Genomic DNA, 21,398 nt, shown 5'->3' on the forward strand with positions numbered 1-21,398 from the left:
GTCCTCCGGTAGGGAGAACGCCGCGCAGTGAGAACAGGTCAGGCGGCCGAGGTCACCCGATAGACGTCGTAGACGCCTTCCACGTTTCGGACCACGTTCAGGAGGTGGCCGAGGTGTTTCGGGTCGCCCATCTCGAAGGTGAACTTCGAAATGGCCACGCGGTCACCGGAAGTGGTGACTGCGGCGGAGAGGATATTGACCTTCTCGTCGGCCAGGACCTTGGTGACGTCCGAGAGCAGGCGGGTGCGGTCCAGGGCCTCGATCTGGATGGCTACCAGGAAGACCGAGGACGGGGACGGCGCCCATTTGACGTCGATGATCCGTTCCGGTTGCGCACGAAGGGAATCCGCGTTGGTGCAATCGGTGCGGTGCACGCTGACCGCGCCGCCGCGGGTCACGAAGCCCATGATCTCGTCGCCGGGCACCGGGGTGCAGCACTTGGCGAGCTTGGACACGGTGCCGGGCGCGCCCGGAATCTCCACACCCGCATCGCCGGTGAGCCGCTGCCGCGACGGCACCGTGGAGGGGGTGGAACGTTCGGCGAGCTCGTTCTCGACATCGCTGACCCCGCCGAGCTGCGCCATGAGCCGCTGCACGACGTGATGCGCCGACACCTGGTTCTCACCGACCGCGGTGTAGAGGGCCGAGATATCGGTGTAGTGCAGCTCGGCCGCGAGCGAGGTCATGGCATTGGCGCTCATGAGCCGCTGCAGCGGCAGCCCGGACCGGCGGACCTCCTTGGAGATCTGGTCCTTACCCGCCTCGAGGGCCTCCTCGCGGCGCTCCTTGGCGAACCACTGCCGGATCTTGGCCTTGGCGCGCGGGGACACGACGAAGTTCGCCCAGTCGCGGGAGGGTCCGGCATTCTGCGCCTTCGAGGTGAAGATCTCGATGACCTCACCGTTCTCCAGCTGCCGTTCCAGCGCGACCAGCCGCCCGTTGACGCGCGCACCGATGCAGCGGTGGCCGACCTCGGTGTGCACGGCATAGGCGAAGTCCACCGGGGTGGACTTCTGCGGAAGCGTGATGACCTCACCCTTGGGGGTGAAGACGAATATCTCCGGCGACTTCAGGTCGAAGCGCAGCGACTCCAGGAATTCGGCCGGATCCGCCGCCTCCCGCTGCCAGTCCAGCAGCTGCCGCATCCACGCCATATCGTCGACCTCGGTCGAGTCACTGGAGTGCTTGCCCTTGGTCTCCTTGTACCGCCAGTGCGCGGCAATGCCGAACTCGGCCGTGCGGTGCATGTCCTGGGTGCGGATCTGCACCTCCAGCGGCTTGCCGTCCGGACCGACCACGGTGGTGTGCAACGACTGGTAGACGCCGTAGCGCGGTTGCGCGATGTAGTCCTTGAAGCGCCCGGCCATGGGCTGCCACAGCGAATGCACCACGCCCACAGCGGCATAGCAGTCCCGCACCTCATCACAGAGGATGCGAATACCCACCAGGTCATGGATGTCGTCGAAGTCCTTACCCTTGACGATCATCTTCTGATAGATGGACCAGTAGTGCTTGGGGCGACCCTCGACGATCGCATTGATGCCGTTCCCGGTCAGGCTGCTCACGATCTCGGACCGCACCTTGGCCAGATACGTGTCACGTGAGGGCGCGCGGTCGGCGACCAGGCGCACGATCTCGTCGTACTTCTTGGGGTGCAGGATCGCGAAGGCGAGGTCCTCCAGCTCCCATTTGACCGTGGCCATACCGAGCCGGTGCGCCAGCGGGGCGATCACCTCGAGGGTTTCGCGCGCCTTCTTGGCCTGCTTCTCCGGCGGCAGGAAGCGCATGGTGCGCATATTGTGCAGCCGGTCGGCGACCTTGATCACCAGCACGCGCGGGTCCCGCGCCATGGCGATGATCATCTTGCGGATGGTCTCGGCCTCGGCGGCAGCGCCCAGATTGACCTTGTCCAGCTTGGTGACACCGTCGACCAGGTGCGCGACCTCGGTGCCGAACTCCTCGGTCAGATCCTCCAGCGCGTAGCCGGTGTCCTCGACCGTATCGTGCAGCAGCGCCGCCACCAGCGTGGTGGTGTCCATACCGAGCTCGGCCAGAATATTCGCGACAGCCAGCGGATGCGTGATGTACGGATCGCCGGACTTGCGGAACTGGTGCTGATGCTTCTCGTCGGCGACGTCGAAAGCCCGTTGCAGCAGAGCGAGATTCGCCTTCGGGTACAGCTCGCGATGCACGGTGGCCAAAGGCTCGAGCACCGGCTTGACGGCAGCGATGCCACGCTGCCCGGTCATGCGGCGAGCTAGGCGGGCACGGACGCGACGGGATGCGGAGGTGGGGACAGCGGCCGAGGCGGGACGCACGGGAGCGCCGGGCTGCGGAGCAGCGGCTGCGCCGTTCTCCTCCGATTGCCCGGCGTTCGCCTGCTCCAAATTCTGTGTCATGCCACCACCTCTCCCGGCCTCGATCGGAACACCGTATCGGACCGTCCAACCACGCAGACCACCTACTTTAGTCCTGGAAACGTTTCGAGACCGGAACGCCGAACGCCGCCCACCCGGACCTGGCCGGAGAGATCGACCCTACTCTCTCCCGCACCGTCTTCGACGCGGCATTGCGTCCGGATTGCTCCGATCTCGAAACGGCATCCCTCAGCTGACCTGGACATCCGCCAGGCCCTCCGCGGAGAGCTCCACGCGGCGCGTCACGCCGATCTCCGCGAGGAAGCGCGGATCGTGACTGACCACGATGAGCGCACCCTGGAATGCCGCCAGCGCCTCGGCGAGGTGGCGCAGGCTCGGCAGGTCCAGATTATTGGTCGGCTCATCGAGCAGCAGCAGTCGCGGCGCGGGCTCGGCCAGCAGGATCATGGCCAGGGCCGCCCGCAGACGCTCACCGCCGGACAGCGCGCCGGCGGGGATATCAGCATCGGACCCGCGGAACAGGAAGCGGGCCAGCTGGGCGCGAATCTGTTCCACCGAGGCGTGCGGTGCGGTGGCGGCGACATTCTCGAACACCGACAGTTCCTCATCGAAGACATCGAGGCGCTGCGGTAGCAACCGCCACGGCACCCTCGGCGATTCCGCGCAGATACGTTGCAGCAGAGTCGTTTTGCCGACACCATTGCGGCCGGTGAGGGCAATGCGCTCCGGGCCGGTGACCTTCAGCGTCACGGTCGGGCCGCAGGCCAGCACCACCTCGTCGAGCTCGATCACGTCCTGCCCCGGATAGAGCCGGGTGCCAGGCAGTTCGATGCGGATCTCCCGGTCGTCACGCAATTTCTCCTGCGCTTCGGTGAGCTGATCCTTCGCCTCCTCCAATTTGCCGATATGGGTATTGCGCAGTTTCCCGGCCGAGACCTGGGCCTCGCGCTTGCGGTTGCCCATGACGATCTTGGGTTCGCGCTTCTGCTCGAACATCTTCTGGCCGTAGCGCAGCCGGCGGTCGAGCTTGATGCGGGTCTCGGTCAATTCGCGCGCCTGCTTGCGCACATCACCGCGAGCATCCCGAATCGCGGCGCGCGCGGCTTCCTGCTCCGCCTCGACCATGCGCTCGTACTCACTGAAATTGCCGCCGAACACCCGGATTTCGCCCTGCCGCAGCTCGGCCACGGAGTCGACGCGCTCCAGCAGTTCGCGATCATGGCTGACGGTGAGCACGGTGCCGGAGAACTGGCCGACCACCTCGTAGAGCCGCTCGCGCGCCCGCTGATCGAGATTATTGGTCGGTTCGTCCAGCAGCAGCACGTCGGGTTCGCGCAGCAGTTCGGCCACGAGGCCGAGCAATACCGTCTCCCCACCGGAGAGTGTGTCCAAGCGCCGATCCAAATGCGCGATATCGCCTGCGACATAGTGCAATCCGAGCCTGCCCAGCAGCGCCACCGCACGCTCCTCGATATCCCATGCGGCACCCACGGTGTCGAAGTCGGTCTCGAGTCCCGCTCCGGTTTCGATGCGGTGCAAGGCTTTCCGGATATCGGCGATACCGAGCACCTCATCCACCCGCTGGCCGGTGGCCAGTCCGAGATCCTGCCGCAGATAGCCGAGCAGTCCGGGCACCGTGACCGAACCCCGCTGGGGGTGCAGCTCACCGGTGATCAGGCGGAAAAGAGTGGATTTACCAGCACCATTGCTGCCGACCAGGCCGATATGACCGGGTCCGAGCAGCGCGTCGAGACCGTCGAAGACAGGGGTGCCATCCGGCCACGCGAAGGTCAGATCGGACAGCGAAATAACGGGATATGACATACGGACTCCCAGCGGTAATCGCGAAAATGCGGCGCGCAAGAACTGCGGGCCACGCGGCGGCTACCTTCAGGAAATCAACGCAATGTCTCCGATCGGACGGGGCTGGGAACGGCTCCCACCGTATCCAAGGTCAACGAGGCCGTGCAAGTACATATTTCGTGACCCGACTCTCAGCGCCGGCGATCACCGGGCTTGGGCACTCTCCACCTGATTCTGCTTCCACCTGCCGAGCGCCCTGCGGAGCAGCCGAACGTACGGGGACCAGCGCGCGGGCCGCACCGGCGGATGACCGACCGCAACGGCCATGCGGTCCAGCAGGTCCTCGATCATCGCGTCGTGCGACCAGCGAATGATCAGACTCCACTGCAACCGGCCGCGCAGGTCACGCGGGGTCGCGATGACGGCATGCCGGAGTACGCAGGCATTCGAGCCGCTCTTCAGCACGTCGAAAGCGTGTGTGCCCACGAACGGCGATTCGGGTCCGAACGTGAATTCCACCCGCCGACCGGGTTGGTAGTTGGTGCAGGTGTATCGGTTACGGCCGTGGCCGCCGTCCGCACCGTCTGCCAGCGGACGATCCAGCACCAGCGCCGGCCAGTCCGGGGCCGGCCAGACGGGGTTTCCGGGTTCGGCCACGCGGTCGAGCAGTGCGCCCGCGACGTCGGCGGGCACCGGCAGGGTGCGCAGGTGGACATTGCAAATCATCAGATCCCCCATATTCATACGACGGCCGCAGGACGTCCCACGGCCTCACTGCCCGACGCGGCGGGCCTTCATGCCGTTCTGCAACGGCACTTCGGCGACCACACCGCCGGGTTCGGCGTGCAGCATGCGGCCGTCGCCGGTGTAGACACCGACGGTGGCGGGGCCGCGGATTCCGAAATTGCCGAAGACCAGGTCACCGGCCTGCGCCTTGATCAGCGGGATCTCTACGCCCTGCTCCCACTGCTGTTCGGCGGTGCCGGGCAGGGTGATGGCGCCGCCGCTCGCGGCGAAGACCGAGGCCGCGGTGAAACCGGGCTCGTCGAAACCGCCGTTGGACGGGCCCTGGGTGCCGCCGCCGCCGAAAACGTACCGGGTACCCAGCCATTGCTCACCGGCGGAGACGACCTGCGGGCCGAGGGCCGCGGAGGAATTGGGCTGGAATCGGCCCTCGCTACCCATACTGCGGAAATTCGCTTCGGCCGCAAGGATATTCGTCACGTAGGGACGGGTTTCGGTGAAGTGCGCGGCCACCTGATTGGGCATGCCGCCCGAGGCCAGCACCGCGCCTTCGCCCGCGTTGTAGGCGGCGAGGGACAGGGCGGCCACATCGCCGGTCACCTTGCCCTCGTTCTCCCAGCCCTGAATCTTCTGCGCGAGGGCGCACATATAGCGGCCCTGGCCGATGATGGCGTCACCGTCGTCCCAGAGGCTGGCGGTGCCGTTCCCGTCGGCGTCGATCACATACGGCTGTCCGTCGGGGGCCAGCGAGGCCGCCGTACCCGGCAGGAACTGCGCCAAGCCTTCCGCGCCGGCGGGCGAGGTGAGCCCGCGGTGGAAGCCGGATTCCTGCTGACCCTGCGCGGCCAGCAGTGAGGCGCTGATCTGCGGGCACAGCGATCCGGCACGCCGATACCAGATCTCGAGCTCGGGCGGGACCTTACCGGGAGCGAGATTGCCACCGGCAGTACCGAATCCGTTCTCACAGGTGGGTGTCGTACCGGCGGTGGGCAGTGCCGAACCGGCCAGCCACGGCATGGGGTCGACCTGTTTGCCACCGGTCAGCCGACCGCCGGGCACCACCTCGAAATGCAGATGGGGGCCGGTGGATTCACCATTCGAGCCGACATCGGCGATGTGCTGGCCCATGGTGACGATATCGCCGGTGTGGACGTGGATACCGGACTCGTACATATGCCCGTACACCGTGGAGTAGCGCTTACCGCTCTCGTCGATCGAGTCGATGACCACCCAGTCACCGAAACCCGAAGCCGGACCGGACGCGACGACCAAACCATCGGAGGCGGCGTAGATCGGGGTGCCGGCCGCCCCGGCCATATCGACGCCCATATGGGTGCCGCCGCGCGCGCCGAAGACATCGGAGATGGTGAAAGTGCCTGCCGCCATGGGGTATTGGCGCCGCCCCACACCGGTCAGCTTGCCCGCCTCATTGACCGCGCCCGGCATCGAGGCCAGCGAAACCTCCGGCGGCGCACTGACCGTCGAGGTGGCGACGACGGATTTGATGGTCACCTGAACCCGATCCATGTGATTGCGCACCGGATCGCCGCGATCCTCCATGGGCGTCCACTGGGTGCCGTTGGCCGCATCGGGAGTCCAGCTGCGCTGCTTCCACATCACGTAGTCGATGTGGAAGTTGGCCGCGCTCTGCTGCAGGAAGGCGACAATGGCATCACCCTTGGCCTGATCGTTGCCGACGATGAATTCGACGGCCCGGCCTTCCCGATGGTCCGGATAGGCGTCATCGGCCACCACCCCGCGCATATCCATCATGCCGAAACGTGCGACCACACAGCGCAGTGCGCGCAGCGCGCCGTCCTGCAAACCGGCCTCGGCGGCCGCTCCGGTGGCCGGGCAATTGGGTTCGGTGAGCGCCTGCGTGGTCGAAGGGACCACCGGTGTGCCCGCGCCGCAGGTCTCTTCGCTCGAGGGCAGAATAATGACCAGGAGCAGCAGCAGAACCATCCCGGCGAGGCCGACGGCGCCGACGATGAGGGCCTTGGCCTTCACCCTGGAATACTCACGGCCGCCGCAGAGGTCACGGAAACATCATGCCATGGCGTACACACGCTTTCGTGGAGCAAACACAGCCGGAGCACGACACTGTTTCGACACGCGCTGACGCCGTTTCGAGCGGCACACATCGGGCATTCCTCCCCAATGCCGTACGTCACGCGCAATGAGGCCACCGCCGCCCGAATCATCGGCGGGGTCGGAGCACTGTTCGCCCTCATCGAGGGCGTGTATATCTTGCTGCTGGTACTGGGGGCCGATCAGGCAAATCGGTTCTTCGTCTTCATCAAGTCATGGGCCGAGCCGCTGGCACTGTTCTTCCCGGGACTGTTCCACACCGGCAACGGCACGATCGACATCATCCTGAATTATGGTCTGGCGGCTATCTTCTGGCTCGTTGTCACCGGTTTCATCGCCCGCATGGTGGCCCGCTAGAGGTCGGCGGCGGCGAGGTCGAAGGCGGTGAGCGCCGCGGCGAACAGCGGCGCGTGCTCGGACCGGCCCGGGTCGTAGCCGGTCAGGGTGGCAATGCGGTTCAATCGGTAGTTCAGCGTATTACGGTGCACCACCAGGGACTCCGCGGCCGCGACCCGATTGTGGTCGTGCGTGAGATAGGCGCGCAGGGCCTGCATGAGATGCGGGTGCGCGGTCAGAGGATCGAGCAGGCCGAGTAGCCAGGCGCGGGCCGGACCCGGCCGCGCGAACTGGTACTGCAGCGCCAGATCCGCCATGCGATACACACCGGTCGGCCGGCCCAATCCGATGGCCAGGCGTGCGATCTCACCGGCCTCCTCGGCACGGGCTGGAATATCGGAAACCAGTGCGGCGGTGGCTGTTCCGGCGATCACCCGCACACCCGCGGCGGCGGCGATACCCGCGATCGCGGCATCCAGGCGCGCACCCGGTTCGGTCGCGGGCACCAGCGCCCAGCCGCCGGACCGATCCAGCACCGTCAGGGCTTGCGGGGACAGCGCGTCGATCTCGCCGTGAATGACCCGCATGGCGGGCCGGATTCCGTCCGTGGCGGGACCTTCGGAGGTGCGCAGCGCGAGTACGTGATAGCGGCCGAGCGTGATACCGAAGCGCTCGGCCAGCAGTTCCGCGGGCTTGCCCTGCAGGAGCGCCTGCGCCAGTGCGCGTTTCACCTCCCGCTGCTCCCAGTGCAGATCCTGGCGCTCGCGCAGATAGGACGCGGCGACGCCGGGCACCACCGCGCCCAGATAGCCGAGCAGCTGCGGCACGGCAGCGATCAGCGCATCCCGCTGCTCCGGTGTGCGCGCCCCGGCCGCCATGAAATTCCAGGCCGCCACCGCGCCCCGGTGGTACACCGCCAGCACCGCATCGAGCGGAATGCCCTCGCGCGCACGGCGTACCGCCGCCTCGATCATCTCGTCGAGGTCGGCCGCGCCCGGTTCCCGCTCCTCGCTCAGCAGGCGCACGAACAGGCGCAGATTGTCCTCGGAGCGCCGGATCAGGTCCTGTTCGACCCGCTCGGTGGGCAGCTGCTCATAGTCGGGCACCGCCCGCACCACGGCGGTCATCATCTCCCGCGCCACCTCTGGCAGGTGGGCGGTCAGGAATTCTGTGAACGGTGCTGCCGACTCCCCCGGTGCAGTACTCATCTCGATATTGTGAGCGCGAACGAATCCGCCTGCACGGCAAACGGACACAGCAGGGCAATCCGGATAGCAGGCTGCTCACATCCTGTCATCCGAACAAACTGCACGCCCGCATAGTTTTCCGCGACCGACCGGTTCGCCCGTACCGTTTCGAGCAACGCAGACAGGGCATTACCGCTCCATGCCCTATATGTACGACACTTACCGCGAGAGCGCCGCCGCCCGATTGATCGGCGGCCTCGGCGCTCTCTTCGCCATCATCCTGGTCGTCTATATTCTGCTGCTGGACTTCGGCGCGGATCAGACCAACCGGTTCTTCACCTTCATCAAGTCGGTGGCCGAACCACTCGCCCTGTTCTTCCCCGGCCTGTTCCACACCGGAACGCCCCATCTGGACATTGCCGTGAACTACGGTCTCGCCGCGCTCTTCTGGCTGGTCGTCACCGGGATCATCGCCCGCATCGTCGCCTGACCGGCGACGGCGCGGGCGCGGATCAGAGCTTGACGATCGAGGTCAGCGGGTAGTCGCCCTGCTTCGATCGGCCGCCGAGGAAGCCCAGTTCCAGCACCACGGCCGTGGCGATGACCTCGGCACCGGCCGCCTGGAACAGCGCCGCCGCGGCGGCGAGCGTGCCGCCGGTGGCGAGGACATCGTCGAGCAGCAGCACCCGGCGGCCCTTCAACTCGATGCCGTCGGCCGGGATTTCCAGTGCGGCCGAACCGTATTCGAGCGTGTACTCCCGGCTGATGACCGGCGGCGGCAGCTTGCCCGCCTTGCGCACCGCCACCACGCCCGTGCCCAGCACCGCGGCGACACCCGCGCCCAGCAGGAAGCCGCGCGCGTCGATGCCCGCCACCAGATCCGCGTCCGGTGCGCAGGCGGCGAAGCAGTCGAGCACCGTGCGGAAGCCCTCGGCATCGGCGAATACCGGCGTCAGGTCGGCGAAACGCACTCCGGGAGTCGGGAAGTCGTCGTGCCAGCGGGTCAGCCGCTGTACGGCTTCGGCCGCTCGGGCAGTGCGCTCACCGACGGTCTCGTCGGTGTCCACCATTCCATGCTTGCTCATCTACACCCGCTCCTCTTCACCACGCCACCGCGGTCTTTACCGCTCCAGCACCCAGCGATCCATATTCCAGCCCGCACCAGCCTTGGTGGGGCTGGCGACGCCGTTCCGCATGCCGTCACCGAACGCGATGGTGCGCGGGGTGGCGAACAGGGGAATCGACGGCATCTCGTTCCACAGCAGGTTTTCCTGCTCGTTCAGCAGGTTCAGCACGGTGGTCGAGTTGTCCTCCGCCGCAAGCTGATCCGCGATGGCATCGTAGCGACCGTTGCCGTACCTATTGAAATTCAGGCCCTGACCTGTGTGCAACGCCGCAATCGCGTCGGTGGCCGACAGCGATCCGGAAGGCCCCGGCATGGCCGCCGCACCACCCAGAATCGCATCCACCTTGCCGTCGGTGAGCTGCTGCGCCGAGAAGTCCGGCGTGCCGGCGTCGACCACGGTGATGCCCGCGCCCTTGCAGGAGTCGGCGATCATGGCGACGGTCTGCGCGCGCCGATCGTCCGGGCGCAGATAGCCGATGCGCACGGTCTGATTCTGCAGTCCGGCCCCGCCCGCGGCCTGGGTGGCCGCGGCGACATCGGCGTTCTTGTACTTGTCGGCGGCACCGGAGATCGCCCCGTAGTACAGCGAATCCTGCGGCACGGTACGGGAATTCAGCGGACCGGAGCCGAGGCCCGAATCCACCTTGAAACCCGGGTGGCCGAGCTTGTCGAACAGCGCCTGCCGCGGTACGCACAGGGCGAAGGCGCGCCGCGCCGCGGCATTGCCGAAGACGCCACCGGTGCTCAGCACCAGCTGCTCCACGCCGCGACCGGGGTAGTTCTCGCCCGAGAACCCGCTCGGAGTGCCGTCACCGAGCGCGCCCGTGCCCACATCGAGCACCCCGACGGCCTTGGCCGAGACCTTGGCCTTGAGATCGGTGTTCTTGTCCCACACCACAATGCGCGGTGTCTTGGCCGGATTACCCCACCAGTGCTCGTTCTTCACCAGCACCAGACCGTCCTTGTCATCGAAGGATTCGATCCGGTACGGGCCGGAGGACGGCAGCACCGTGACGTTCAGCTTGCCGGGGGTGAGCTTCCAGCCGTTGTTCCAGAAATCGGCAATGCGCTCGGCGGTCGCCTGATCACCCGATTGCAGGGGCGCCACCACATTCGGCGCCTGCACCGCCGTGGCCACGACATGCGCGGGCATCAGCTCGGAGGCATTGAACAGCGTCTTCCAGGCCGAATAGTGCCGGCCCGGCCGGAACACCACGGTGGCGTCCTTGGATCCGGGCGTGCAGTCCACCCGCTCGATATCGGCGTACCCGGCGGTACTCGCGGCATCGAACATCGGAATCGGGCCGCCCGGGCCGGCTTTGGTGAACCGGCCGCTGCGCGCGGCCCACGCCATCACCAGATCGTCACAGGACGTGGGCGTGCCGTCGGAGTACTTACCGTCCGGATTCAACCGGTACTGGATGGTCTGGGCATCGCCCGGGACCTCCTTGGCGGTACCGGTATCGGTGTCCGCCACCGGCTGCCCGTCCGGACCGGTATAGAAGAACCCGGTCAGGACGCGCGAGAACACCGCCGCCGCACCACTTTCGGCGCCAAGCGTGCTGCCGCCGTTGTAACTGGCGACCACGGTGTCCACGCCGTACCCGATGGACGGGACCTGATTCTTCCCGGCGCAGCCTGTCACCATGCCCGCGGCGACAGCACCCGCGAGCACGACCACAGCACCGCGGCGAGCCGCGAAATAACTACGGCGGCGGGCCCTCTTGTTGACCACCGACGGCAACCCCCTGCGCATGGTCAGTGCCTCTTCTTGGTTCGTTTCCCGCTCGGCCGAGTTCCAGGTCGCGGTCCCTCACCACCGCGCGGACGCGATGCGGAGGCTTCCCGCCCGGCACCGACGGTGACGGGACGGCTGGCCGCATCCGCGCGCTGCGCGGCCGCATCGGTCGCCCGTCCGGTCAGCGCACCGCTGCGGCGCGCGAGCACCTTCTTGGTGTGCGCGGCCACCGGGCCGAAGCGCTCCTTGATGGTCACCAGCAGCGGCACCGCGAAGAAGATCGACGAGTACGCACCGACGATCATGCCGACCAGCTGCACCAGCGCCAGATCCTTGAGCGTGCCCACGCCCAGCAGCCAGACCGCGATCACCAGCATGCCGATGATCGGCAGGATGCCGATGACGGTGGTGTTGATCGATCGCATGAGCGTCTGGTTGGCGGCGAGGTTCGCCTTCTCCGCGTAGGTGTGCTTGGTCAGGTTCAGCACGCCGTCGGTGTTCTCCTCGACCTTGTCGAAGACGACGACATTGTCGTAGAGCACATAACCGAGAATCGTCAGCAGGCCGATGACCGCCGCGGGCGTCACCTCGAAACCGACGAGCGAGTAGATGCCCGCTGTCACAACGAGGTTGAAGAACAGCGAGCCGATGGCCGCGATCGACATATCGCGTTCGAAGCGAATCGCGATGTAGATCATCGTCAGCAATACGAAGACGCCCAGCGCCAGCAAGGCCTTGTGGGTGACCTGGCCACCCCAGGTCTCACTGATCTCCGCCGTACTGATGGCGTTCATATTCGGCTGGCCGTTGGAATCCTTCGGCTTGAACGCGGTGAACAGCGCGTTCTGCAGCGTGTCGGTCTGCTCCCGGGACAGCGTGTCGGAGCGGATCTGAATGGTCGCCGCCGAACCCGAACCGACCTTCTGGACGGTCACGGCGTCATGGCCGAGGGCCTGGTTGTAGACCTTCTCCACCTGTGAGGTGGTGACACCGTCCGCGGGCAGCTGGATCCGGGAACCACCGGCGAAGTCGATGCCCAGGGTGAAACCGCGAATCGCGATGCTCAGGATGGCGATCAGCAGTAGCACCGCCGCCACACCGTAGAACAGCTTGCGCCGGCCGACGATCTCGAATCCGCCGGTGCCGGTGTAGAGCCGTTCGAACAGGCTGTGTTTCTTGGTGCTCTTGTCCGACTCGTAGTCGAGTTCGGAATCGGTATCGATTACGGAGCTGGTATCGCGCATGATCACGCCTCCTTCACCAGAACGCCGGACGCCACCTTGCGTTCACGGGCGAGTTCGGTCACCGCACCGAGACCGTTGACCGACGGCTTCGCCCAGAAGGCCGAGCGCGACGCCAGCATCAACAGCGGCGAGGTGACCAGGTACAGCACGATGATGTCGAGCACCGTGGTCAGACCCAGGGTGAAGGCGAAGCCCTTCACCTGGCCGGCGGCCAGCAGGTACAGCACCGCGGAGGCGATGAGGCTGACCGTCTTACCCGACAGGTTGGTGCGCTGCGCGCGCTTCCAGCCGCGCGGCACGGCGGATCGGAAGCTCCGGCCACCGCGCATCTGGTCCTTGATGCGTTCGAAGAACACCACGAACGAGTCGGCCGTCAAACCGATACCGATGATCAGACCAGCGATACCCGCCAGGTCCAGGGTGAATCCGATGCCCCGGCCCAGCAGCACGATCAGCAGATAGACAGCCACACCTGCCGCGACCAGTGAGAACCCGGCCAGGAAGCCGAGCATTCGGTAGTAGAGCAGGCAGTACAGCAGCACTGCGATCAGGCCGACGGCGCCGGCGATCAGGCCCGCGTGCAGGGACGACAAACCCAGTGTGGCCGAGACGGTTTCGGCCTCGGAGGTCGCGAAGGACAGCGGCAGCGACCCGTACTTGAGGGTATTGCCGAGCTCCTGCGCGGTGGACTTGTTGATGCCTGTACCGGAGATGGAGGTGCTACCGCCGTACTGGCCACCCTGCTGCACGACCGGCGCGCTGACGACCTTCGTATCGAGCACGAACGCCAGCTGCTTGTTGTAGAACTCGGTGGTCAGCTTGCCCCAGGTGTCGGCGCCGCCGGACTTGAAGTCCACATTGACGACCCACTTGGATTCCTTCTGCTCGAAGACTCCGGAGGCGTCCTTGATCTCCTGGCCGTCGAGACGGCTCTTGTCCAGCAGATAGACCTGGCTGCCGTCGGTGCCACAGGCGACCAGCGGCAGGTTCGGATCGTCGTTGCCCTGCAACGGATCCGGCTTGGTGCAGTCCATGGTCAGCATGGCTTCCTGCTGAACCGTCTGATCGGTGCTCTGCCGCAGGGCTTTTGCGGCGGCGATCTCCTGCTGGGTCTGCTGCGGTGACGCGGGCGTCGGCGCCGGCACGGGAGCCGAGGGGGTGGTCGGCGCCTGCGCCGGGAACACCCGGTTCTGCGCGGCCGGGGCCTCGGAGGTGGTCGGCGGCGTCTGCGAATCGCTCGGCGCCACGGTTTCCGCCGGCGGTGCGGCGGGCTGCTGCTGCCCGGCGGCCGGCGACTGCGGCGCGCCGGGCTGCTGCGCTGCGCCGGGCTGCTGGCCCACCGGCTTGCCGTCCTTCACCTGCGGGGCGATGGACTGGATCACGGGGCGGATGTACATCTTGGCGGTGGTGGCGAGGGCCTTGGCCTGCGCGCCGTTCTCACCCGGGACCGTGATCACCAGGTTGTCGCCATCGATCAGGACCTCGGAACCGGAGACACCCAGGCCGTTGACACGCTGCTCGATGATGCTCTGCGCCTGGCGCAGACTGTCCTGGCTCGGTTTCCCGCCGTCCGGGGTACGCGGCGTCAGGGTGACACGGGTGCCACCCTGTAGATCGATGCCGAGTTTGGGGCTGGCGGATTTGTCACCGGTGAAGAACACCAGGCCGAACATCACGGCCACCAGTGCGGCGTAGACGCCGAGCAGACGCAATGGATGCGCCGTTCCCTGGGAAGGTGGCACTGTACTTATCTCCTAGGCGGATTCGAGGTGGAACGAGCGGGCACACCGCAGCGCCGTCCGGCCACCGGATCGCGGAGGCCGACGGCGCGCGGGAATCTCAGTCCTTGGACAGCCGGGGGGCTTCGTCGGCGTTCTCGGTGGCAGCATCGGACGTGGCCCCGAGGGCGTTGCCGGACTGCGCCTCCAGAGCATGGTCGGACTCGGCTTCCGGAGCGGTGTCGGCCGACCCTTCGGTCGTGGCGTCGGCATCCTCATTGCGGATCTCGCGAATGCTGGCACGCAGCCAGGTGGTGACGACGTCCTCGGCGATCTCGAGATCCACGGAGGTGTCATCGGCCTCGACCACGGTGCCGAACAGGCCCGACGTGGTGACGACGCGGTCGCCGACCTTCAGGGTGTCCTGCATTTCGATCACCTTGGCCTGTTCCCGCTTCTGGCGGCGGACGCCCAGGAACATCGGGATGAGCAAGGCAACCAGCAGCAGCGGCAGCAGAAGGTCCATCGTCGAAGTCAGCCCTTAATTTGAGTGGTCGAGTGGTCGTTTCCCAGACAGTCTGCCAGCTGAAGCTGAGATAGGCCGCGCCGACCTGTACTGGATTCGCCCAGGGCGAAGGACACAGCAAGATCGGTCAAGCGCCGCGGCGGGCGGTCCGGCCAGACTGATCGGGTGCACATCGGACGGGATCGGCTCCGCGAACTGCTGGACGCGGTACTGGCAGAGGACAATTCGACGCTCGGCGATATGGCGGCAGGCGCCTATGCCTCGCCGTTCCACTTCTCCCGGCAGTTCGCCCGCGGCACCGGCGAATCCCCGGTGGCGTTGCGGCGGCGAGTGCTGCTGGAACGGGCGGCCTGGGAGCTGAGCCGGGGCGTGCGTGTCACAGACGTGGCATTCGCGGCCGGATACGAATCGGTGGAGGGGTTCAGCCGGGCATACAGCCGCGCCTACGGACATCCGCCGAGCAGCACCGGCCGCGAACGGGCAGCGAGATGGCTACCGGCGGTGAACGGCGTCCACTTCCATCCGCCCATGTCGCTGTGGGTGCAGAGCGAACCGAAAGGACGGGCCGATATGGATCCGACCGCGATCATGCTGCATCAGGATCTGGACGACACCCGGGAGCTGTTGACTCTCGCGGCCGGACTGAGTGCGGACCGATACCGCCACGTACGTGCACCGGGATTCACGGTGATCCCGTGGTCCGGCGCCGAGGAGTCACTCGCCGCGGTGCTGTTGCAGCTGGTGTGGACGAAACAGGTGTGGCTGGCGGCGGTCGAGGGCGCGGACAGTCCCGAGCAGCCGAGTGACGATCCGGTGGAGCTGCTCGCCTGCTTCGAGGAGATCGGTCCCCGGTGGCTGGCGACGGTGCGCGAGATCGATCGGCGCGGGGGCTGGAACGACACCCTCATCGACGCGCTCTGCGATCCGCCGGAGAGTTTTGTGCTCGGCAGCGTGATCGCGCACGTACTCACCTATTCCGCACACCGCCGACTGCTGGCACGGCAGTGGCTCGGGGCCGAATTACCGGATACCGCAAGAGAACTCGGCCACGGAGATCCCATCACGTGGCTACGACAGAGAGGCTGAGATGTCCTTCACCACCTATTACACCGCCAGCAGTCTCGACGGATTCATCGCCGACGCCGAGCATTCCCTGAGCTGGCTGCTCTCGCGCAAGAACGATAGCGATGGACCGATGGGTTACAACGGATTCATCGCCGAGATCGGCGCATTGGTCATGGGCGCCAATACTTATCAGTGGCTGCTCGACAACGAACCCGATACCTGGCCGTACGACATGCCGGCATGGGTGATCACCCATCGGGAGTTCCCGCCGCAGCCGGGCCGCGATATCCGCTTCACCAATGAATCCGTACCCGCCGTACACGCGCAGATGGCAGCGGCGGCCGGGGACAAGAAGCTGTGGGTGGCAGGCGGCGGCGATCTGGCGGGGCAGTTCGCCGATCACGGACTGCTCGACGAGATCGTGGTGTCCTTCGCACCCGTCACGCTGGGTTCGGGTGCACCGCTGCTGCCGCGGCGGCTCGAGCTCACGCCCATCGAGGTGGCATTGAACGGCGAACTCGCCTGCGCCCGTTATGCGGTCGTGCGCGACTGACAACGCGGCTCCGCGCCCGGCGGTGATCGCCGGGCGCGGAGTGCTCGGCTCAGGCCGACTGCGTGCCGTAGGTGTAATCGTCGAGCGGGAAGGTCACCGCTTCGCGATGCGCGTTCAGTGTGCTGGTGGGACGCAGCAGTGCCGCCTCACCGTGCTGGTTGTAGTAGTAGCTGCGCGCGGTGGAGCACTGGCCGCTGTAGAACACCGAGGAATCCAGCTTGTCGGTGACCCGGTCCAGGAATCCGGTGTTGGCCTGCTCGGTGACCTCGAAGACCTGCTCGCCACGACGGTTCATCTCACCGAAGAGCCGGCCCATATGCTTCATCTGGGCCTCGATGGTGGTGAAGTAGGACAGGCCGCTGTAGGAGTACGGGCTGTTGAGGCTGACGAAGTTCGGGAACTTCGGCACGGTGATGCCCTCATAGGCCTGGAAGCGGTTGTCGCGCCAGAACTTTCCGAGGTTGACGCCCTCGCGGCCGATGATCTCGATGGCCGGGAAGTTCACATCCCACAGGTTGAAGCCGGTGGCCAGGATCAGGGTGTCGATCTCGGTCTTGTTGCCGTCGGCGGTGACGATGCCGTCGGGCTCGATGTGGTCGATGGAGTTGGTCTCCAGGCGCACATGCGGTTCGTTGAAGGTCTTGAAGTACAGGTTCGAGAAGGTGGGGCGCTTGCAGCCGAAATCGTAATCCGGCGTGAGCTTCTTCCGAGTTTCCTTGTCCTTCACCGAGGTCCGCAGATGCGCCTTGGCCAGCGCGGCGGCGGCCTTGTTCAACGGCTTGGCCTGCTTGAAGTGCAGCACGCCGACGACCATGAGGGCCTCCAGCGCGGTGGTATTGGCCAGCCGGGCGGCCTTCTGCGTCAAAGGAACCCGCGCGAAGAGCGACTGCACCGACTTGGAGATGGCGACGTCGACCTTGGGCACCACCCAGATGGGGGTGCGCTGGAAGACGGTGAGCGCCTCGACCTTCTTGGCGACCTCCGGAATCAGCTGCACGGCAGTGGCTCCGGTGCCGATGATGGCGGCCTTGCGATCGGTGAGATCGAAGTCGTTCTCCCACCGGGTGGTGTGGATGATCTTGCCCTGGAAGGTGTCGATCCCCGGGAACGGCGGCGTGTACGGCTGCGACAGGAAGCCGGTGGCGGTCAGCAGGTAACGGCCGGTGAGGGATTCGCCGTTCTCGATGGCGACGACCCAGTGCTGCTGCTCCTCGTCCCAGCGCGCTCCCCCGACCACGGTGTCGAAGCGCATGCGTCGGCGCAGGTCGTACTTGTCGGCCACGTGCTCGGCGTACTTCTTGAGCTCGGCGCCCGGCGCGAACAGGCGCGACCAATTCGGGTTCGGCTCGAATGAATAGGAGTAGGTGACCGAGGCGATGTCCACGGCCAGGCCCGGATAGTGATTGACGTGCCAGGTGCCGCCGAGGTCGTCCTCGCGCTCCAGGATCACGAAATTGCTCAGACCGAGCCGATCCAATTCGATGCCCGCGCCCATGCCGCCGAAACCCGCACCGACCACGATGGCGTCGTACTGAGGTGCCACGCCGAACCTCCCTGAAAGCTGCGGCTCGCAAGAGCCCTGTGACTCAGTTGTCACGGAATGACATCTCATTCCGTTTGTGAACACCGTATCATCGGCCTGGTGACGAAGCCATCCTCCCGAGTCGAACGGCGTAAGGCCGAGCTCCGCCAGGAGATCATCGATACCGCGTTCGCATGCTTCGCCGAGCGGGGCTATCACGCCACCGGCATTGCCGATATCGCCAATGAGCTGGGCATCGGGCACGGGACCTTCTACCGGTACTTCGCCAATAAGCGCGACATCATCGATCACGTCATCGATGATCTGGCCGCCCGCATCGTGGAGGCGCTGGGCACCGAGAACGCACCCGACGCGGCCGAGAGCCTGGAGGCGTACCGGGGTCAGCTCGAGCGGATCGGGGTGGCGCTCAACAGCATCTTCCTCGAGGATCGCCGGGTGGCGCAGCTGCTGCTGTTCCAGGCCACGGGCATCGACGCCGAACTGACCATGCGGTTGTACGGATTGCTCGATACCGCGGACGCATTGACCACCGCCTATCTGGAACACGGTGTGGAACAGGGGTATCTGCGCGCCGATCTGGACACCGTCAATACCGCCAAGGCCGTCACCGGCATGCTGCTGGCGGCGATTCTGCACGGGCTGCGCAATCCCGATCTCGACCAGGCCGCGATCGACGGTCTCACCCAGGCCATTCGGCGGCTGCTCATCGACGGTGTGCGCAAGGACTGAATCCGCCACGCGCACACGGACTCACCCGACAAAGCGGATCCACCAGGGGCGGCGACGATTCGGACATGAGCACATTGGCACAATGACCGACGTGACCCCCGAGGACGTTCGCCGCAGGCACTTCGGCACAGCACCGTTCGGGCACCACGGCTACCATCCGGCCCAGGTGGATGCCTTCCGAACACGTATCGCCGACACCATGATCGGTCACGATCACCTCAGCACCGCCGATATCCGGCTGGTCGAATTCGACGACGCTCCGCGCGGGCATCGCGGCTATGACATCCAGCAGGTGGACGAATTCCTGGATCAGGCCTGTCTGGAATTGGAGTTCGTGCGCCGCGGCTGCCATCGGGTGCCGACGGGTCGCGACCGGGATCGCCTCACCGTCGATGATGTACTGCGCGTCCAGTTCTCCGCTCCCCCATTCGGCCTGACCGGTTATGCGGCCGAGGAGGTGGGCGCCTTCCTCGATCGCCTGGCGGCCACCCTCGCTCACGACGGGCCCAACGGTCTCACCGCGGAAGATGTGCGCGGCACGGCTTTTCACACCGCGCCCGGCGGTACGGCCGCCTACCACCGCGAGGAGGTCGACGCCTTCCTCGATCTGGTGGCGCATCAGCTGGAGAAGACTTCGCGCTGAATCCGGGGAGCATTTATCGTTGGCGCGACCATCAATCTCGGAGTAGCGTTGGTCTCACCAACGTTTCTTGGAGGTTCCCATGACCCAGAATTCCGCGCCGCGGCCAAGCCTCGGCCGCGCACTCGGCGAAACCGCGCACCGCATCAAAAAGCTGCACGACCGCGCCCTGGCCGACCAGCACACGGATTTCCCGACCTGGATGCTGTTCACGCTGCTGAGTGAACAGGGTCCCGTTCTGCCCCTCGCCGTGGTGGTGGCCGAGCTGGATCAGCGCATGGATCTGCCTCGGCCACAGGTCATCAGCCTGCTGGAGCGCATCGCGCCGACCGGCGACATCGTGTTCGACACGGCCGCCGCGACAGTGGAGCTCACGGCCGCGGGCGCGGCGCACTTCAAGCAGATGTACACCCACGCAAGGCAATTGACCGATGCCGCGCTCGCCGATATCGATCCGGACCTGGCCGAGGCCGCGATCACCATGCTGCTGCGGGCGGGTGAGCGCGCGAGCGCACTGCTCGACGCCTAGCGCTCGGCGCGGATCGCGGAAGGGGCGCTCATGTCCCTCTTCCGCGTTCCGCGCGTATAGATTTCATCAAGGTACGGCGGGGAGTGTGGCCGGCACGTCAACTCATCGATCCAGCTGGAGGCGCACCGTGCGCGGCATCAATCCCGAATGGGACCGGCGGCGGGATACGCTGCGAACGAATCTGTGGTTCGTGCCCACCATCGAAGTGCTGGGCGCGGTATTGATATTCGTCCTCACCTACGGCCTGGACCGGGCGACGTTCCGCGGTGAGTTCGGGATTCCGTCCTGGGTGATCGGCGGTACGCCCGATGCCGCGCGGCAGGTGCTCACCGCGATCGCGGCCGCCATCATCACGGTGGTCGGCGTGGTTTTCTCGATCACGATCGTCGCGCTGACGCTGGCCTCGACACAGTTCGGTCCGCGCATGCTGCGCAACTTCATTCGCGATCGCGGTACACAGCTGACGCTCGGCACCTTCGTGGCGACCTTCGTTTATACGGTCGCGACGCTGGTGGTGGTCGGGCCGGAGTTCGTACCGCACATCAGCACCACGGTGGCCATCGCCTCGCTGGTGCTCGATCTGGTGGTGCTGATCTACTTCATCAATCACATCGCGCAGGAGATCCAGCTGCCCAGGGTGATCGCCGGGATCGCGCGCGATGTCTCTCTCGCGACGGCGGCGTATACCGAGGGCATCGCCTCCAACACGGGGATCGAGACCGGGCCCTCGTCCGCCGAATTGCTGGCGCTGATGGGCGAATCCGGTGGTCCGGTGCGCACGGCCACCAGTGGATATCTGCAGTACATCCGCTATGAGAAGCTGGTTCAGATTGCCGAGAAGGCCGATGCGGTCATCCATTTGCCTTATCGCCCAGGGCATTTCCTCACCGAGGGACAGGTCATGGCAATGGTGTGGCCGGCCTCGGCGGCCGAGGTGGTGGCGGTCAAGCTCGATCGGGGTCATGTGGCCGGGCCGACACGCACTCTCACCCAGGACATTTCCTTCGGCATCGACCAGCTGGTCGAGATCGCGCTGCGCGCCCTGTCACTCGCGGTGAACGACACCTTCACCGTCATGACATGCATCGACTGGCTCGGTGACTGCCTGTCCCGGCTCGCGGTCTCCTGGGATCCCCTGCCGGTGCGGCGATCCCGTGACGGGCAGATCCGGGTGATCGCCGAGCAGGTCAGTTATGAACGCCTGGTGCAGCGTTCCTTCGAGAAGATTCGGCAGGCGGGAATCGGCATGCCCGCCATTATGATTCGCCAGCTCGACGCGCTCACCCAGATCATGGATCGGACGAGCGCGCCGGAGCGGCAGCGGGTACTGATGGATCAGGCGGAGATGATCGAACGGTCGGTGGCCGATTCGGTGCCGGAGCAATCCGATCGCGACGATATTCTGCGCCGCTGCCAGGCCTTGCGCGAGCTCATGACCGCCTGAGCGC

The 21,398-nt window shown here is 66.1% G+C and carries 19 protein-coding genes; 8 read left to right on the forward strand and 11 right to left on the reverse strand.

The window, feature by feature from the left end; genetic code table 11:
* Positions 1 to 38 precede the first annotated feature (38 nt).
* From ABZX86_RS05685 to ABZX86_RS05700, 4 genes are all read right to left on the reverse strand, one after another.
* Entirely contained in the window at positions 39 to 2,399 is a 2,361-nt protein-coding gene (locus tag ABZX86_RS05685) for a RelA/SpoT family protein (protein WP_327145599.1), read from the reverse strand.
* 207 nt (positions 2,400 to 2,606) lie between these two features.
* A complete protein-coding gene (locus ABZX86_RS05690; RefSeq protein ID WP_355120393.1) occupies positions 2,607 to 4,202 on the reverse strand; it encodes an ABC-F family ATP-binding cassette domain-containing protein in 1,596 nt (531 codons plus the stop codon).
* A gap of 183 nt (positions 4,203 to 4,385) precedes the next feature.
* Positions 4,386 to 4,907: an SRPBCC family protein gene (locus ABZX86_RS05695; RefSeq protein WP_355120394.1), complete on the reverse strand. Its 522-nt coding sequence runs from the start codon at positions 4,905 to 4,907 to the stop codon at positions 4,386 to 4,388.
* 45 nt (positions 4,908 to 4,952) lie between these two features.
* On the reverse strand, positions 4,953 to 6,935 hold the full coding sequence (locus tag ABZX86_RS05700; RefSeq protein ID WP_355120396.1) for a peptidoglycan DD-metalloendopeptidase family protein: 1,983 nt from the start codon (positions 6,933 to 6,935) through the stop codon (positions 4,953 to 4,955).
* 150 nt (positions 6,936 to 7,085) lie between these two features.
* On the opposite strand from ABZX86_RS05700, the gene ABZX86_RS05705 reads away from it, so the two are divergent.
* Positions 7,086 to 7,373 (forward strand): hypothetical protein, encoded by a 288-nt coding sequence (locus ABZX86_RS05705; RefSeq protein WP_327145595.1) that lies wholly within the window; start codon positions 7,086 to 7,088, stop codon positions 7,371 to 7,373.
* On the opposite strand, the gene ABZX86_RS05710 is transcribed toward ABZX86_RS05705, so the two are convergent.
* Entirely contained in the window at positions 7,370 to 8,560 is a 1,191-nt protein-coding gene (locus tag ABZX86_RS05710) for a helix-turn-helix domain-containing protein (RefSeq protein WP_355120398.1), read from the reverse strand. The two genes, ABZX86_RS05705 and ABZX86_RS05710, sit on opposite strands and share 4 nt — an antisense overlap.
* Positions 8,561 to 8,747: 187 nt before the next feature.
* Here ABZX86_RS05710 and ABZX86_RS05715 point away from each other — a divergent pair, with 187 nt between their 5' ends.
* Positions 8,748 to 9,029 (forward strand): hypothetical protein, encoded by a 282-nt coding sequence (locus ABZX86_RS05715; protein WP_355120400.1) that lies wholly within the window; start codon positions 8,748 to 8,750, stop codon positions 9,027 to 9,029.
* Positions 9,030 to 9,051: 22 nt separating this feature from the next.
* Here the strand turns inward: ABZX86_RS05715 and ABZX86_RS05720 are convergent, their stop codons facing one another.
* The 5 genes from ABZX86_RS05720 to yajC all read right to left on the reverse strand — a co-directional run bounded on the left by ABZX86_RS05720 (position 9,052) and on the right by yajC (position 14,891).
* On the reverse strand, positions 9,052 to 9,624 hold the full coding sequence (locus ABZX86_RS05720) for an adenine phosphoribosyltransferase (RefSeq protein ID WP_355120402.1): 573 nt from the start codon (positions 9,622 to 9,624) through the stop codon (positions 9,052 to 9,054).
* 36 nt (positions 9,625 to 9,660) lie between these two features.
* Positions 9,661 to 11,313, reverse strand: coding sequence for an ABC transporter substrate-binding protein (locus ABZX86_RS05725; RefSeq protein ID WP_355121277.1), 1,653 nt, complete (start codon positions 11,311 to 11,313; stop codon positions 9,661 to 9,663).
* 110 nt (positions 11,314 to 11,423) lie between these two features.
* The gene (gene secF / locus ABZX86_RS05730) at positions 11,424 to 12,647 is read right to left on the reverse strand and encodes a protein translocase subunit SecF (RefSeq protein WP_355120404.1); all 1,224 of its coding nucleotides are present in this window, start codon (positions 12,645 to 12,647) and stop codon (positions 11,424 to 11,426) included.
* A 2-nt stretch (positions 12,648 to 12,649) separates the two neighbouring features.
* A complete protein-coding gene (secD, locus tag ABZX86_RS05735) occupies positions 12,650 to 14,389 on the reverse strand; it encodes a protein translocase subunit SecD (protein ID WP_327145590.1) in 1,740 nt (579 codons plus the stop codon).
* Positions 14,390 to 14,486: 97 nt separating this feature from the next.
* Positions 14,487 to 14,891, reverse strand: a complete 405-nt coding sequence (gene yajC / locus ABZX86_RS05740) for a preprotein translocase subunit YajC (protein WP_355120406.1) — start codon at positions 14,889 to 14,891, stop codon at positions 14,487 to 14,489.
* Positions 14,892 to 15,056: 165 nt separating this feature from the next.
* Between yajC and ABZX86_RS05745 the strand changes: the two genes are divergently transcribed.
* Together ABZX86_RS05745 and ABZX86_RS05750 are read left to right on the forward strand one after the other, a co-directional pair.
* The gene (locus ABZX86_RS05745; RefSeq protein WP_355120408.1) at positions 15,057 to 15,977 is read left to right on the forward strand and encodes a helix-turn-helix domain-containing protein; all 921 of its coding nucleotides are present in this window, start codon (positions 15,057 to 15,059) and stop codon (positions 15,975 to 15,977) included.
* A 1-nt stretch (position 15,978) separates the two neighbouring features.
* Complete coding sequence (locus ABZX86_RS05750; RefSeq protein ID WP_355120410.1) at positions 15,979 to 16,509, forward strand: dihydrofolate reductase family protein; 531 nt, start codon at positions 15,979 to 15,981, stop codon at positions 16,507 to 16,509.
* 49 nt (positions 16,510 to 16,558) lie between these two features.
* Here ABZX86_RS05750 and ABZX86_RS05755 read toward each other — a convergent pair whose 3' ends face one another.
* Positions 16,559 to 18,052, reverse strand: coding sequence for an NAD(P)/FAD-dependent oxidoreductase (locus ABZX86_RS05755; RefSeq protein WP_355120412.1), 1,494 nt, complete (start codon positions 18,050 to 18,052; stop codon positions 16,559 to 16,561).
* Between the two features lie 96 nt (positions 18,053 to 18,148).
* Between ABZX86_RS05755 and ABZX86_RS05760 the strand changes: the two genes are divergently transcribed.
* The 4 genes from ABZX86_RS05760 (at position 18,149) to ABZX86_RS05775 (ending at position 21,394) form a co-directional block, all read left to right on the forward strand.
* Entirely contained in the window at positions 18,149 to 18,781 is a 633-nt protein-coding gene (locus tag ABZX86_RS05760) for a TetR/AcrR family transcriptional regulator (RefSeq protein ID WP_355121279.1), read from the forward strand.
* An 82-nt stretch (positions 18,782 to 18,863) separates the two neighbouring features.
* Positions 18,864 to 19,424: a DivIVA domain-containing protein gene (locus ABZX86_RS05765; RefSeq protein WP_355120414.1), complete on the forward strand. Its 561-nt coding sequence runs from the start codon at positions 18,864 to 18,866 to the stop codon at positions 19,422 to 19,424.
* Positions 19,425 to 19,503: 79 nt separating this feature from the next.
* Complete coding sequence (locus tag ABZX86_RS05770; protein WP_355120416.1) at positions 19,504 to 19,950, forward strand: hypothetical protein; 447 nt, start codon at positions 19,504 to 19,506, stop codon at positions 19,948 to 19,950.
* 127 nt (positions 19,951 to 20,077) lie between these two features.
* Positions 20,078 to 21,394: a DUF2254 domain-containing protein gene (locus tag ABZX86_RS05775; protein WP_355120418.1), complete on the forward strand. Its 1,317-nt coding sequence runs from the start codon at positions 20,078 to 20,080 to the stop codon at positions 21,392 to 21,394.
* Positions 21,395 to 21,398 lie beyond the last annotated feature (4 nt).

Origin of the sequence: Nocardia sp. NPDC006630, from assembly GCF_040611495.1 — a bacterium.
GTDB lineage: Bacteria > Actinomycetota > Actinomycetes > Mycobacteriales > Mycobacteriaceae > Nocardia.